The sequence below is a fragment of the Nocardia jiangxiensis NBRC 101359 genome, from assembly GCF_000308615.1.
In the GTDB taxonomy this organism is placed as follows: Bacteria; Actinomycetota; Actinomycetes; order Mycobacteriales; family Mycobacteriaceae; genus Nocardia; species Nocardia jiangxiensis.
The window spans coordinates 345,235-360,308 of sequence record NZ_BAGB01000013.1; the positions used below are offsets into that span (position 1 = coordinate 345,235).

The following is a 15,074-nucleotide window of genomic DNA, read 5'->3' on the forward strand; positions in this document are numbered from 1 at the left end:
GAGTACGGGCGGGGCGGGGTGCGATGTGGTACCGATGATGGCGATGTGCCATGCCCGCGGCATGCGTGTGAGTTTCGGTCTCAGGTGAGGAGATGCAGTGTCCATCCGGGTGTTTCTGGTCGACGACCATGCCGTGTTCCGCTCGGGTGTGCGGGCCGAACTGGGCCGTGAATCCGATATGGAGGTCGTCGGTGAGGCGGGTGCGGTGGCCGAAGCCGTCGCCGGAATCGCCACGGCCCGTCCGGATGTGGTGCTGCTGGACGTGCACATGCCCGACGGCGGCGGAGTCGCGGTGCTGCAGGGTCTCGAACGCGACCGGCAGGGCCCGGTCTGCCTGGCGCTGAGCGTGTCCGACGCCGCCGAGGACGTGATCGCGGTGATTCGCGCGGGTGCGCGCGGCTACGTCACCAAGACCATCTCCGGACCGGAACTGGCCGACGGGATCCGGCGCGTGGCCGGTGGGGACGCGGTGTTCAGCCCGCGCCTGGCCGGTTTCGTCCTGGACTCGTTCACCGGACGTTCCCCGGCCCCCGAGCCGCCGCTGGATCCGGAACTGGATTCGCTGACCCCGCGCGAACTCGAGGTACTGCGCCTGCTCGCCCGCGGCTACACCTACCGAGAGATCGCCGAATCCCTGTTCATCTCGGTGAAAACCGTGGAAACCCACGCCTCCAACGTGCTCCGCAAAACCCAGCAGTCCAACCGGAACGCATTGACCCGCTGGGCCCACCGCCGCCGCATCGACTGAGTGGTTCGCACCTCTGCGGGACTTCAGCGCTTCTGCTTCTACATGACGGCTATCAGGATGACTATCAGGATCAGGAGGCCGATGAGGAGGCCGACCGCGATGGCCAGGGGGGCGGCGTTGGGGCCGAGGGAGGAGAGGGTGAAGGACGGTTTGCGTTGAGGGGCGGGTGCTTTGGGGGCATTGGCACGGGGCGGGCGCGGCAGCGGGGTGGAGTGCGGGCTGCGCAGGCCCGCTGCGGAGTTGCGGGCCGCCCAGGCGGGGATGGTGCCGTCCTCGGTGCGGACCGGGGCGCCGAGGATATAGGGGCCGGTGCCGGGACCGAATACGGCGGTGAGGATCTCGTTGCGGGCCTCGGCCATGGTGGGACGGCGCTGCGGGGCGGGTTCCATCATGTGCAGCAGGACCTGGGTCAGTGCGCCGCTGCGGGTGGGCGGGATGATCTGGGCCATCGCGGCGCGCGTCACGATGACCTCGTTGTCCTCCTCGATGCCGTAGGGCGGATGCCCCTCGATCGCGGTGTACAACGTTGCGCCGAGCGAGAATACGTCGCTGGCCGCGGTGGGCTGTGCGCCGCGCGCCACCTCCGGCGGCAGATAGGCGGGGGTGCCGGTGATCACGTCCTCCGGCTCGTCGGACAGGTCACCGGCGCCGCGTGAGATACCGAAGTCGCTGAGTTTGACCTTGCCGACCTCCGCGCCGCGGTCGGCGACCAGGATGTTGCCGGGCTTGATATCGCGGTGCACGATGCCCGCGGCGTGCGCGGTGGCCAGCGCATCGGCGACCTGTGCGCCGATCTGTGCCACTTCGATCGGCGAGAGCGCATCCGCCAGCGCCATCGCCTTGGCGACGCTGCGGGAGGGCAGGTACTCCATCACCAGCCACGGCTCACCGGCCTCGAGTACCACGTCGTAGACGGCGATGGCGTGTTCGTGCGACAGCTTGGCCGCGACCCGGCCCTCGTGCACGATCTGATCGCGGATCACGCGGGCTTCGTCCTCGCTCAGTCCCGCCGTGGACAGGACCTGTTTGATGGCGACGTCGCGGTTGAGCAGCCGGTCGGTCGCCAGCCAGACCGCACCCATACCGCCACCACCGAGTTTGGACTGCAGACGGTAGCGGCCGGCGACCAGATAGTCGGGGCCTACGATGGAGCGGGCGCGTTCGGTCACGGGCGCGAGAATAGCCGAAAACCATCCTGACTGGCCTGCTTCGGAACCATGAGGTTGAAGAGCGCACCTCGTGGCGGCAGGTTTTCACCGTTGTCCGGAGCGGAGATCGGACTTCGGGTGCGGGTGCCGCCGCAGGTCACGATGGTTGCCGATGGTCCTTCCGGCTGCCGCTGCCGCATTTCGGCGAATCGGCGGCAACGCGTCCCATGAACGCATCACGATCGCCCGTCCGGATCACGGTGAGGGGTCGCCTGCCCAAACACCGACGTCTCGCTGGAGGAGACCGGGACTCGTTGCGGCCCAATTCGGCCGACACCCGCCGAGCATGTCCGGGGATCTTCGGAGGATCACCGGCCTGCCTGATGCCATTGTCGGACAGTCGATTCGGGCTATTTGTCCGGCGAATATATCGAAAGTGACTGTAGCAGTTGATGTATCGAAGTCATCAGATCCGGGCGTATCACTGCCGCAGCCGGGCGGATCCCGGGCTCGGTCGCACACGAGTGCGGTGTTGTTGTCGCGAGTAACCGCCGATGCGGCGATCGGCCGCGACCGAGTGAACGACATCAGCGCAGAGTCCGAACCTGCTCACCAGGGCTTCGCGCAGCGATAACGCCCACGCTCGAACCCGGCATCGGTACGCCGACTCCGGTGACGGATGCAACCGGCAAGTGACGGATGAGACCTGTCGGCACGGTCACTTGACGTGGTCGGGGGTGGGGGTTCTACTGACAGTGAATCGAACGTATATTCGATTGGCATCGATAGCTGGATCGGTGCTGGGATCCACTCGGTGGAGATAGGCGGTCGAGGATGGGTTCGCCCGACGAAGTGCGGCACGAGCGGTTGGCCGAGCTGCGGCGACGGATGGCCGCGATTCCGGCGCGCGGGGCGGCCTCGACGACGCGGGCGCCGCTGTCGCGGGAGAGTCGCGAGGAATCGTTGCCGGTGCCGTCTGCTCTGGGCGAGCTTTTGCCGGACGGGGGACTGGTCAGGGGGTCGGTGGTCGAGTACTGGGGTGCCAGCTCGTTGCTGGCCGGGCTGCTGGCGGCGGTGACCGGAGCAGGCGGGCATGTCGCGGTGGTCGGTCTGCCGCGGCTCGGTCTGCTCGCCGCGGTCGAAATGGGTGCGGATCTGGCGCGACTTGCGGTGATTCCCGATCCAGGGTCCGACCCGCTGGAGGTTGCTTCCATATTGCTGGACGGTCTCGATCTGGTGGTGCTCGGTATGGGCGGTCGGGAGGTGCCGCCTGCGCGGGCTCGCGTACTCGCCGCACGCGCTCGCGGTAAAGGCGCCACGCTCGTGGTGGCGGGTGGGCGCTGGAGTGGTTCGGTGCTGCGTATCGATACCCGGATCGCCGGTTACGGCGGGCTGGGCCGTGGCTGCGGACGGTTGCGCACCATGCGGCTGGATGTCCGCGTTCGCGGCCGCTCGACCCCGCAGCGCACCGGCGTACTCGATCTGACGCCTCGGGATGGACGCATCGAATGGGTTGCAGCGCAGTCGGATTCCTTCGTGCCGAAGGTGGTGGAGGCACGTCATGCGGCATCGTGAGCGATGCCGGTGAGCGCTCGGCGTACGTCCCGGGTGCTGGCGCTGTGGTGCCCGGACTGGCCGGCCGTCGCGGCCGCCGCGGCGGCGGACCTCGCGCCGACCCGGCCGGTGGTCGTGCTGCACGCGAATCGAGTCGTGGCGTGTTCGCAACTGGCGCGGTCCGCCGGGGTGCGGCGTGGGCTCCGGCGGCGGGAGGCGCAGGCGCGCTGTCCCGATCTGTATGTGGCGCAGGACGATCCGGATCGGGATGCGCGGCTGTTCGAACCGGTGGCGACGGCCGTGGACGCGACCGTGCCCGGGGTGGAAGTGCTGCGTCCGGGCCTGCTGGTGCTGGCGGCGCGCGGTGCGGCGCGGTTCTTCGGTTCCGAGGAGCAGGCGGCCGAACAACTCGTCGACGCGGTGGCGGCGACCGGGGTGGAGTGCCGGATCGGGATCGCGGACGAGATGTCCACCGCGGTCCTGGCCGCACGCCGGGCTGCTCTCGTAGCGCCGGGAACGGGTGCGCAATTTCTGGCATCGCTGCCGGTGAGCGAGCTGGCCGTCGAACCGAGCCTGGCCGGTCCGGAACGGGTGGATCTGGTGGATCTGTTGCATCGCTTGGGATTACGCCGGATCGGTGATTTCGCCGCACTGACCCCGGCGGAGGTCGCCTCCCGGTTCGGTGTCGACGCGATCGCGGCACATCGCTGCGCCCGCGCCGAACCCGAACGTGCGCCCGCGGCACGTCCGCCCGCACCGGATCTGACAGTGGAGTACCCCTGCGATCCGCCGATCGACCGGATCGATGCCGCCGCCTTCGCCGGTCGCCTGCTGGCGGTTCGATTGCACGATCGCCTGGCCGATGCCGCGGTGGCCTGCACCCGGCTCGCGGTGACCGCGGAAACAGCTGCCGGAGAACGTCTTTCCCGAATCTGGCGATGCGCCGAACCGCTCACCCCGGAGGGGACCGCGGATCGAGTGCGCTGGCAGTTGGACGGCTGGCTCACTCAGCGCGCGCTCCGCGGCCACCACCCCGACCATGACGAATGGACCGGAATCGCGACGATCGGCGGCCAGGCCGAGCGTCCAGGAGCGTCCCGCACGCGGCGAACGGCACCGCCGAACGGGAGTGCGGACAACACCGTGGCTCCCGGACGTGCGGTACCGGCGGCCCCGATCGTCCTGTTACGCCTGGAACCGGTCGAGGTCGTCACGGCCGGTGCGTTGCAACTCGGTCTCTGGGGTGGGGAGGGCGAACAGGAGGAGCGGTTCCGGCGCGCATTGGTCCGGGTGCAGGGCCTGCTGGGCGGGGAGGCCGTGCTCAAAGGAGTGCTCAGCGGCGGCCGCGGCCCCGCCGAACGCATCACGCTGATCGCGCTCGGCGACGAACTGTCACCCGCCGCCGACCCCGCACTGCCCTGGCCCGGTCGTCTCCCCATCCCCGCCCCCGCGGTGGTCCTGGTCGATCGCCCCGAGGTGATCCTGGAATCCGCCGCCGGCGCCCCGGTCTGGATCACCGACCGCGGCCTGTTCACCGCCGACCCGGCCCATCTGCGCTGGGGAACCAAGGATTGGCAGGTCGCCGCCTGGTCCGGTCCCTGGCCACTGGACGAACGCTGGTGGTCCGACGGCCACGCCGACGCCGTCCGCGCCCAGATCCTGCTGCGGGACGACGTCATGGTGCTGCTGCTGTTCGGCCGCGACCACATCTGGCATGCGGAGGGCCTCTACGACTAGCCGCCGATCATGCTGTCCGCACGTTCCGGCGGCGACCACACGTACGGGGTGGTCGTGGTCACGGCCCGAAAACCCAGACGCCGCAGAATCGGGGCACTGTCGGGGGAAGCGTCCACCTGCAGATATCGCACATCCCGGGCGACGGCGAGCGCGGCGCGGGCAGCCACCAACGCCCGATAGATTCCCCGGCCCCGCCACTGCGGCAACGTCGATCCGCCCCACAGCGCGGCGAATTCGGTGCTCGCACGAAATACCAGCCACGCCGCCGACACCACTTCACCGTTGCTCTCGGCGACGAGAACCCGGATCTCGTCCGGATGGGTGCGCACCCGGCCGATCAGGTCGTCCGCGAGCCAACTCAAATCCTGCTGCCACACCATCGATTCCATGGCGGCGATCCGATGCATATCGGCGTCTTCGGTGACGCGGCGCACGAGGATCCCATCCGGTGGCACCGGGGCCGCGGCCATGTCGTCGGCCACGCCGATCAGAACTGTCTCCTGGTCCTCCGGAACGAAACCGGCCGCGCGAAGTCGGTCGGTCAGATCGTCCGGCTTGTCGTGTCCGCGCGTCTTCCACTCCACCGATTCACCGCGCGCGGCGAAGTAGTCGCGCTGCCGGGCGATCAGCAGGTCCAACTCGGCGCCACCCGGTCCGAGGTCCGGCGGGGCGCTGACCAGGCCGCGGAACTGGCCGACGATCCGAAGCAGTGGACCGTCCTGTTCGCAGCGCACCCCGTCCGGAAGATTGGGCGGTGTTCCCCGCATCTGCTCGTCGTAGGCCGCGAGCAGGACACCGATATCCGTCACGGTATCGACACTACGAGGCAGGGCAACTCCTTTGATCGTTGTACGACGACATCCTCGAACTGCTCGGTGCCCCGTATCCTGGCTGATCGTGGAGTCGATGGTTACCAGCGTTTCGCTGCGGGGCGTGCAGATCGCCTATCGCGATTCCGGACCGGCGGCCACGGCGCATCCGCTGTCCGAGGTTCCGGTGTTGCTGGTGCACGGTATGGGCGGGGACGGGCACACCTGGGATCGGTTCGGGCAGCGGCTGTTTCGGCTGGGCCGCCGGGTGATCGCGCCGGATCTGCGCGGGCACGGGCGCAGTGCGCACACCGACTCCTATCGGTTCGGCGAATTCGGCGAGGATCTGCTGCGGCTGTGCGAGCAGCTCGAGCTGACCTCGGTGGATCTGGTCGGCCATTCGCTCGGCGGTTACGCGGTGTCGTGTGTGGCGATCGAGCGACCCGGACTGGTGCGTCGCCTGGTGATCGAGGAACAGCCGCTGCCGTTGCGGTCGGATGCGGAGCAGCTCACGCTCACCCGTCGGCTGCCGACGGTGCCGGAACTGTGGCACGCGTCGACCAGTCTGCTGCGTCATCCGCGTACGGTGCTGGCCTTCGACCGGTCGATGACCCGGATCGCGTTGGAGCAGTTCCGCACCCCGAATCCGCGCTGGTGGGAGCGGCTCTGCGAGATCACCGCGCCCACGCTGATGTTGCGCGGCGGCCCCGGCGGCATGGTCGATCCGGACAAGCTGGCACTGCTGCAGGCCAGCATCGGGGACTGCACGATCGAATCCTTCGACTGCGGCCACAGCATCCACCGCGACCGCAGTCGCGAGTTCGCCGCCGCCGTACTGCCGTTCCTCGGGCACTGACTTCTCGGCGCGTCCCGTGAAATGTGTTGCTCCAGGACTCCCGAGGGCGGCACCATCGTGACATGGACAGTGCACGCCCCGCGGTGCTGACGCCGGATGCCCCGCCGCCCGAACGAATCGACCTCGGCGACTTGGTGATTCGGCGGTGGCAGCGGCGCGATTCGGAGGCGCAGTTCCAGGCGATCGAGGCGTCGTACGAGGAGTTGCACGCCTGGATGCCGTGGCTGCCCGAGCGGCGGACGCGTGCGCAGCAGCGGGATTTCATCGAGGCCGCGGCCGCGAACTGGCCCGCCGACGGGAACTGCAACTACGGCCTGTTCGATTCGGCGGAAACCGTGCTCGGCTCACTCGGTCTGCACGATCGGGTCGGCCCCGCGACGCTGGAGATCGGATACTGGTGCCATACCGGATATACCGGCCGCGGCGTGATCACCCGTTCGGTTGCCGCGGTGACGGCGATCGCGCTGGTCCTGCCCGGTGTCGAACGCATCGAAATCCACTGCGACGTCGCGAATGTCCGCAGTGCGGCGGTGCCCCGGCGGCTCGGGTGGCGATTGGAGCGGACCGAGCCGCGCGAGCGGCATGCGCCAGGGGAATCCGGACGGGGGATGGTGTGGGTGCGCGAACGCGGCGATCTACCAGTGGGTTCCGGGGACCAGACGTCCCGCGCGGCGCAGGACGGTGCGGCTGACCCGACCGGCCGGTGACCGTTCGTGATGCGGTTTTCTTTGCGGGGCAAGCTTTTCCAGGTCCGTCTCGGGGGCGATCTCACCTTTGGCGGCGGGGGAGTCCGGCAGGGCGCGGTAGTAGCGGTGCAGGACCCAGTCCTTGAAACGCGGGGTGAACAGGCTGCCGTATTCGGCTATGGTCCCCAACGGGACGTCGATGCGCCTGGGGCGTTCGGACAGTGCGCGCACGATGGTCGCCGCGGCCCATTCCGGAGATTCCGAGGGGCCCTGTTTACCGCTGGGGGCGATCATCGGGGTGCGCACCAGCGGCATGTGGATGGTGGTGAAAGTGACGTTGTCCGCGCGCATTTCGACCGCGGTCACCTCGGTGAACTTGTCCAGTGCGGCCTTGGAGGCCAGATAGGCGGCGAAGCGCGGGGTGGCGGCCTGCACACCGGCGCTGGAGATGTTGACGATATGCCCGAACTTGCGTTCACGCATCTGCGGCAGCAGCGCCAACGTCATCCGGACCGCGCCGAAATAGTTGACCGCCATGGTGCGCTCGAAATCGTGCATCCGGTCGGTGGAGCGGTGCACGGCTCGCCGGATGGACCGTCCGGCGTTGTTGACCAGCATGTCGACATGTCCGTGCTCGTCGAGAACGGCCTTGACGGTCTGCTCGACCGATTCGGCATCGGTCACATCGCAGCGATAGCCGTATGCCTGCCCGCCCGCGGCCCGCACCTCGTCGACCACGGCGGCCAATTCGTCCTCGCGGCGGGCCAGCAGCAGCACCACCGCGCCCTTGGCGGCGACCGCCAGCGCGGCGGCCCGGCCGATGCCGGAGGAGGCCCCGGTGATGAGCACATACCTGCCGGTCAGATCCCGCCGGCGGCGCCGGGGTCGATCGGCCGCGTGGTTATCGGTCATCGTCGCTCCTTTGCAGATCGATTCGACACGAACTTACTCCTAAGTAAGTTCTGGCGGCAACGAGAATGGGCCATGCGTCACACTGCCGGTTCCGAACCGAGAGATGGCGATGGCTCCGGCAGGGTGTCGCGTTCGGGTGCGGATGTCGGCGCACCGGCCCAGCGGTGCAGGGCTGCGGTGAGGTCGGCGGTGGCGTCGTCGTCGGCGATGTCGCTGGCCCAGGCGACCACGCCGTCCGGGCGGACCAGCAGCCCGGCAGGTGTGCCGGTCGGGTGGCCGTCGGCTGCGCCGGTCGGGTGGCCTTCGGCTGCGCCGGTTGGGTGGCCTTCGGCCAGGCTGCGCACTCGGTCGGGCCAGGCCGCGGCGAGGTGGGTGAATACGGTGTCCGGGCTGCGGTCGAGTAGCAGGAATCTGCCGTCGTGACCGTGGTCGGTCAGGCGGGAGCCGTCGCGCAGCCACAGGTCGGGGGCGTATCGGCCGGCCAGCCGGTGCTCACCGGGCAGGTCGATGCGCTGGGTGACCCCGGCGATCTTCTTGACCGCGTAGGTGGCGCCGTCGCGGGTGTCCAGCAGATCGGCGACGACTTCCCGTAGCGCGGCGGACTTGGCATCCCCGCGCAGCACCGCGATCTGGGCTCGCGTCCAGCTCATCACCCAGGCGCCCAGGGGACGTCGCTCGGCGTCGTAGCTGTCCAGCAGCCCTTCGGGGGCCCATCCGGCGATCACGGCGGCCAGCTTCCAGCCGAGGTTCGTCGCGTCACCGACCCCGAGGTTGAGGCCCTGACCGCCGAACGGCGGGTGTACGTGCGCGGCGTCACCGGCCAGCAGCACCCGCCCCGACCGGTAGGTCGCGGCCTGGCGGGTGTTGTCGCTCCAGCGAGTCGCCGGGGCGCGCAGTGCGGTCAGGGTGACCTCGGTGCCGGAAACCCGGCGCAGGCTCGCCTGCAGTTCCGCGAGGGTGACCGGTGCGGTGCGGTCGGCGACGGCCCCGAACTCCATGATCGCCACCCGGCCCGGCTGCGGCCCGCAGCGATAGACACCCTGGGCCGACCACACCCATCCGTCGCCGAGTTCGTCCGGGTCGGCGATATCGACGACCGCCTGATAGCCGGTGAGTTCGGGTGCGGCGCCGGGGAAGTCGATACCCGCCAGACGCCGCACGGCGCTGTGCCCGCCGTCGCATCCGACCAGCCATCCGGTGCGCACCGAACCGGCCGTCGTGCCGACCAGCACCCCGTCACCGGTGTCCTCGACTCCGGTGACCTCCACCCCGCGATGCACCGGTACGCCGAGTCGCGCGACATGCTCCGCCAGTAGCGCCTCCAGTTGCCGCTGCGGCACGATGCGTGCTCCGGACGCCGCGGCGTGCGCGGTGAAGTCGGGATCGGACCAGTCCACGAGCTCGGGGTCGAGGCTCATCCCGGCGAAATGCCCGGTGAATTGCGATGCGGGCCCGCCCGCGCCGGACGTCCGATCGCGCACCCACTCGGCGAGTGCCCCCACCCGGGCGAGTGTCTCGCGCTGCACCTGCTCGGCGGCGGGTAGTAGGCCACGACGGTCGAGGGCCTCCGCGGTCGGAATGTTGATCGATTGCGCCTTCATCGCGTCGTCCGGTTCGGCCAGGCGCTCGAGCACCTGCACCGATACTCCCGCCAGTGCCAGTTCGGCGGCGAGTATCAGCCCCACCGGTCCGGCCCCGGCCACGGTCACGTCCACGTCCTGGTTCACGTCAGCTATCACGAACACTGTTCTAGTTACGAACAGTGTTCGTGTCAAGGTATGGTGATCGAGTGAACCCCAGAGAGCGGCGCGCGGCGCGACATCGGCCACCGAATCCCGAAGCTCCCGTCGGAGCGCGACGCCGTAAAACCGTGTTCACCGTGGAGCAGGTCGTCGACACCGCGCTGGACCTCGTCGCGTCGGAGGGGTACGAGGCGCTGACCATGCGCCGACTGGCCGGCATGCTCGAGACCGGCCCCGCCTCGCTCTATGCCCACGTGGTCAACAAGGCCGACCTCGACGAGTTGCTCATCGGACGGCTGTGTGCCGGACTCGCTCTCCCCGAGCCCGATCCGGCGACCTGGCGTGACCAGATCCGCGACGTATGCGCCCAGTTCCGCGATCAGTACCTGAAATATCCGGGAATCTCCCGCGCCGCCCTGGCCATGGCGCCCACCGACCTCGAGATCGTGCGCGTCAGCGAGGGAATGCTGGCGATCCTGCTCGCGGGCGGCGTCACCCCGCAGGCCGCCGCCTGGGCCGTCGACGCCCTCCTGCTGTACGTGGCCGCCTACTGCCTCGAGGTGTCGATCGCCCGTCGGCGCGCGACCGACGACGACACCGCCTGGGTTCTCGACCGCGACGAACTACACCGCCGCCTCACCGCCCTACCTGCCGAAACCTTCCCGCACACCACCCGTTACGCCACCGAGCTCACCGCAGGTGAGAACCATGACCGATTCGACTTCACCCTCACCCTGCTGCTCGACGGCCTCGCGCATCGCTAGTCATCCTGCGGCGCAACCGATTCGGTGATCGGCGTATCCGTCGGGCGGTTACCGGTCTTCGAGGTGGGCGAGTGCGGTGATGATGCGTTCGGCGATATCCGGCGGCCAGCGGAAGGCGGGAGACGCCACCCGTTGGTGGGCGAGTCCGTGCAGGCCGAGCCACAGCGCGACCGTGTCGGCGGGCAGGTCGGTGCTGGTTGCGCGGCCCGCGGCAACGCAGCTCGCGAGCTGTTCGGCGAGCAGTTGCATACTCGCCTGCCCGAGTGAGGCCAGGTCGTTCTCGTCCACCGAACTCTCGTTCAGATCCGGTTGCCAGAGCCCTCCGAACATGGTGCGGTAGCGGCCGGGGTGGGTCCGGGCGTACTCCAGATAGCCGTCGCAGACCGCGAACAGCCGCTTGCGGGGGTCGTCGTCCGCGGCGGCCAGACTGTCGCGCAGATGCTCGTTCAACTCCGCGAAAGCCTGCTGTATCACCGCGAGCACGATGGCGGGCTGATCGAGGAAGTGGCGATAGATCGAGGGGGCGGCGATGCCGACGCGGCGGGCGACGGCGCGCAGGGTGATGGTGTTCGCGTCACCGGATTCATCGAGTAGTTCGACCGCGGCCGCCAGAATCTCGTCGCGCAGCTTGGCGCCCTCCCCGCGGCGGTTGGGAACACGGGTTCCGGTTGCCGCCCTGTCCTCTCCCATGCCGTCACCTTACAGAACAAAACTTATGCGTGTTAGCCGTTCTGTGACCAACACTTCTCTGAATCGAATGTATGTTCGACCATAGAAGGAACCGGATGGTCTGTCGGAGGTGCGTATGGGCATGGGGCTGGGCCCGCCGAGCTGGGCGGAGCTGGAGCGGGTGCTGTCCGGGCGACCCGGGCGCGACCGGCCCGAGGGCGACGGTGGTGACAGTCCGGCCTGGTCACGTAAACGCGGTGCGTATCGCGCGGGGGAGCGGCCGCGCGATACAGAACCGGTGGTGCCGTATGCGGAATTGCATGCGCACTCGGCCTACAGCTTTCTCGACGGCGCCTGTCAGCCCGAGGAGCTCGTGGAGGAGGCGGTGCGGCTGGGACTCGAGGCGCTCGCGCTGACCGATCACGACGGGTTCTACGGTGTGGTCCGCTTCGCGGAGGCCGCGGCCGAATGGGGGCTGCCGACGGTGTTCGGCGCGGAGCTGTCACTGGGCGATGCGGTCGGGGACGGTGTGGGGGACACCGAGCCGCGCGCGGGCAGTCCCGATCCGGGCGGCACGCATCTGCTGGTGCTCGCTCGCGGACAGGAGGGCTATCGCCGGTTGTCGCGGGAGATGTCGTTCGCGCACATGACGGGTGGGGAGAAGGGGATCCTGCGCTACGACCTGGATCGGCTCACCGCCGCGGCGGACGGGCACTGGCAGATTCTCACCGGATGTCGCAAAGGCCATGTGCGCCGGGCACTTCGCGAGGGTGACGCGCAGGCCGAGGCCGCACTGCGGGACCTGGTGGAGCGGTTCGGCCCCGACCGGGTCACCGTGGAACTGACCCGGCACGGCACCGCGACCGACGACGAGCGCAACGCCCGGCTCATCGCCCTGGCCGATCGGGTCGGACTGCCGATCCTCGCCACCACCGCAGCACATTTCGCCGCGCCCCGGCAGCGTCGGCTGGCGATGACGCTGGCCGCGGTGCGGGCCCGGCAGAGTCTGGACGGGATGGACGGCTGGCTCGCTCCCGCAGGCGGGGCGCATCTGCGTTCCGGTGCGGAGATGACCCGCCTGTTCGCCGCCTGTCCGCAGGCGGTGCCCAATGCCGTTGCCCTGGCTCGGGAATGCGCCTTCGATCTCCAGCTGATCGCGCCGAAACTGCCGCCGTTCGACGTTCCCGACGGACACGACGAGGATTCCTGGCTGCGCAGGCTCACCTATCAGGGGGCCGAGCGGCGCTACGGCTCGCGGACGGCGCATCCGGACGCGTACCGCCAGCTCGACCACGAACTGCGGGTGATTTCGGATCTGCGTTTTCCCGGCTATTTCCTGGTGGTGCACGACATCGTCGAATTCTGCCGAGACAACGACATCCTGTGTCAGGGAAGGGGTTCGGCGGCCAATTCCGCGGTCTGCTACGCCATCGGCATCACCAATGTCGACCCGGTGGCCAACGAGCTGCTGTTCGAACGTTTTCTGGCGCCCGAGCGCGACGGGCCGCCCGATATCGATATCGATATCGAATCCGATCGCCGGGAGGAGGCGATCCAGTACGTCTACCGCAGATACGGCCGGGAATATGCCGCACAGGTGGCCAACGTGATCACCTATCGCGGTAAGTCCGCGGTTCGCGATGCCGCACGGGCGCTCGGTTTTTCGGCCGGACAGCAGGATGCGTGGAGTAAACGGGTGAGCCGCTGGCACGGCGTCGCCGAGGAGACGGATTCCGATATCCCCGCCGAGGTCCTGGAATTGGCCGGCCGGATCGAAGGTCTGCCACGGCATCTGGGCATTCATTCCGGCGGCATGGTGATCTGCGATCGGCCCATCGCCGACGTGTGCCCGGTGGAATGGGCGCGCATGCCTGGACGCAGCGTCCTGCAGTGGGACAAGGACGATTGCGCCGTAGCGGGATTGGTGAAGTTCGATCTGCTCGGTCTGGGCATGCTCTCGGCGCTGCACTACATGATCGATCTGGTGCACGAGCACGAGGGCGAACTCGTCGAGTTGCATCGGCTCGATCTCGCCGAATCCGCTGTGTACGAGATGCTTTCGCGCGCCGATTCGGTGGGTGTTTTCCAGGTGGAGTCGCGGGCCCAGATGGCCACACTGCCGCGGCTGAAGCCGCGAGAATTCTACGACCTCGTGGTGGAGGTGGCGTTGATCCGGCCCGGCCCCATTCAGGGGGGTTCGGTACATCCTTATATTCGCCGCCGCAACAAGCAGGAGAAGGTCATTTACGATCACGAGGTCCTGAAGAAATCGCTGTCCCGCACGCTCGGCGTTCCACTGTTCCAGGAGCAGCTGATGCAGATGGCCGTGGACGCGGCCGGTTTCACCGCGGCCGAGGCGGATCAACTGCGCCGGGCGATGGGTTCCAAGCGCTCGCCGCAGCGGATGGAGCGACTGCGTGAGCGGTTCTATCGCGGTATGCGCGAATTACACGGCATCACCGGTGAATTGGCCGATCGGATCTACGAGAAGGTGTACGCCTTCGCGAATTTCGGTTTCCCGGAGAGCCATTCGCAGAGTTTCGCCGCACTGGTCTTCTACTCGGCATGGTTCAAACTGCATCATCCGGCGGCGTTCTGCGCCGGACTGCTGAACGCCCAGCCGATGGGGTTCTACTCGCCGCAATCGCTGGTCGCCGATGCCCGGCGGCACGAGGTGGTGGTGCACGGCCCCGACATCAACCGCAGCCTCACCGCGGCCACCCTGGAACAGCGCGGGACGCAGGTGCGGCTCGGGCTGGGCGCGGTCCGGCATATCGGCGAGGATCTGGCCGACCGGATCGTCGAGGCTCGGGCCAGCGGTCCCTACACATCCTTCCTGGACCTGACCGGACGCGTGGAACTGACTGTGCCGCAAGCCGAATCGCTGGCCACCGCGGGCGCGCTGGACAGTCTCGGGATCACCCGGCGCGAGGCGCTGTGGGCTGCGGGCGCCGCGGCGGGGGAGCGGGCGGATCGGCTGCCCGGCACCGGCGCGGCCACCGCCGCGCCCGCACTCCCGGGGATGAGCGAATTGGAGTTGGCCGCCGCCGACGTCTGGGCGACCGGCGTCTCGCCCGGTAGTTATCCGACCGAATTCCTGCGTCCGCAACTGGATGCGCTGGGCGTGATACCTGCTGCCGGACTACTCGCGGTGCCGGACGGTTCGAAGGTGCTGGTGGGTGGGGCCGTCACGCATCGGCAGCGGCCCGCCACCGCCGCCGGGGTCACCTTCGTCAATCTGGAGGACGAGACCGGCATGGTGAACGTGGTGTGCTCGGTGGGGCTGTGGCAGCGTTATCGCCGCATCGCCCAAGGCGCGTCCGCACTTCTGGTGCGCGGACGTGTGCAGAACGCCGAGGGCGCGGTCACCGTGGTCGCGGAACATCTGCAACGCATGGATCTGCGCGTCGCATCACGCTCACGCGACTTCCGATGAGCCGGGCGGCGGA

12 protein-coding genes are annotated in these 15,074 nt (G+C 68.8%); 7 read left to right on the forward strand and 5 right to left on the reverse strand.

Features of this window, described 5'->3' with window-relative positions:
* The first annotated feature begins 103 nt into the window (after positions 1–103).
* A complete protein-coding gene (locus tag ON40_RS06040; protein WP_040819582.1) occupies positions 104–748 on the forward strand; it encodes a response regulator in 645 nt (214 codons plus the stop codon).
* A gap of 38 nt (positions 749–786) precedes the next feature.
* On the opposite strand, the gene ON40_RS06045 is transcribed toward ON40_RS06040, so the two are convergent.
* Positions 787–1,917 (reverse strand): serine/threonine-protein kinase, encoded by a 1,131-nt coding sequence (locus tag ON40_RS06045; RefSeq protein WP_040819243.1) that lies wholly within the window; start codon positions 1,915–1,917, stop codon positions 787–789.
* Positions 1,918–2,730: 813 nt separating this feature from the next.
* On the opposite strand from ON40_RS06045, the gene imuA' reads away from it, so the two are divergent.
* A complete protein-coding gene (gene imuA' / locus ON40_RS06055; RefSeq protein ID WP_040819249.1) occupies positions 2,731–3,471 on the forward strand; it encodes a DnaE2-dependent mutagenesis accessory factor ImuA' in 741 nt (246 codons plus the stop codon).
* A gap of 9 nt (positions 3,472–3,480) precedes the next feature.
* Positions 3,481–5,187 (forward strand): DNA polymerase Y family protein, encoded by a 1,707-nt coding sequence (locus tag ON40_RS54375; RefSeq protein ID WP_373281852.1) that lies wholly within the window; start codon positions 3,481–3,483, stop codon positions 5,185–5,187.
* Here ON40_RS54375 and ON40_RS06065 read toward each other — a convergent pair.
* Positions 5,184–5,996 carry a GNAT family N-acetyltransferase gene (locus ON40_RS06065; RefSeq protein WP_040819253.1) on the reverse strand — a complete coding sequence of 271 codons (813 nt, stop codon included), beginning with the start codon at positions 5,994–5,996 and terminating at the stop codon, positions 5,184–5,186. The genes ON40_RS54375 and ON40_RS06065 overlap by 4 nt on opposite strands.
* A 97-nt stretch (positions 5,997–6,093) precedes the next feature.
* Here ON40_RS06065 and ON40_RS06070 point away from each other — a divergent pair, with 97 nt between their 5' ends.
* A complete protein-coding gene (locus ON40_RS06070; protein WP_040819584.1) occupies positions 6,094–6,852 on the forward strand; it encodes an alpha/beta fold hydrolase in 759 nt (252 codons plus the stop codon).
* Positions 6,853–6,914: 62 nt separating this feature from the next.
* On the forward strand, positions 6,915–7,559 hold the full coding sequence (locus ON40_RS49190; RefSeq protein WP_063712950.1) for a GNAT family N-acetyltransferase: 645 nt from the start codon (positions 6,915–6,917) through the stop codon (positions 7,557–7,559).
* Here the strand turns inward: ON40_RS49190 and ON40_RS06080 are convergent.
* Complete coding sequence (locus tag ON40_RS06080; RefSeq protein ID WP_040819255.1) at positions 7,488–8,450, reverse strand: SDR family NAD(P)-dependent oxidoreductase; 963 nt, start codon at positions 8,448–8,450, stop codon at positions 7,488–7,490. The two genes, ON40_RS49190 and ON40_RS06080, sit on opposite strands and share 72 nt — an antisense overlap.
* 77 nt (positions 8,451–8,527) lie before the next feature.
* Positions 8,528–10,189 (reverse strand): FAD-dependent monooxygenase, encoded by a 1,662-nt coding sequence (locus ON40_RS06085; RefSeq protein WP_218008743.1) that lies wholly within the window; start codon positions 10,187–10,189, stop codon positions 8,528–8,530.
* 50 nt (positions 10,190–10,239) lie between these two features.
* Here ON40_RS06085 and ON40_RS06090 point away from each other — a divergent pair, with 50 nt between their 5' ends.
* Complete coding sequence (locus tag ON40_RS06090; protein WP_040819257.1) at positions 10,240–10,956, forward strand: TetR/AcrR family transcriptional regulator C-terminal domain-containing protein; 717 nt, start codon at positions 10,240–10,242, stop codon at positions 10,954–10,956.
* Between the two features lie 48 nt (positions 10,957–11,004).
* On the opposite strand, the gene ON40_RS06095 is transcribed toward ON40_RS06090, so the two are convergent.
* Complete coding sequence (locus ON40_RS06095; RefSeq protein ID WP_040819259.1) at positions 11,005–11,646, reverse strand: TetR/AcrR family transcriptional regulator; 642 nt, start codon at positions 11,644–11,646, stop codon at positions 11,005–11,007.
* A 115-nt stretch (positions 11,647–11,761) separates the two neighbouring features.
* Between ON40_RS06095 and ON40_RS06100 the strand changes: the two genes are divergently transcribed.
* On the forward strand, positions 11,762–15,061 hold the full coding sequence (locus ON40_RS06100; protein ID WP_040819261.1) for an error-prone DNA polymerase: 3,300 nt from the start codon (positions 11,762–11,764) through the stop codon (positions 15,059–15,061).
* Positions 15,062–15,074 lie beyond the last annotated feature (13 nt).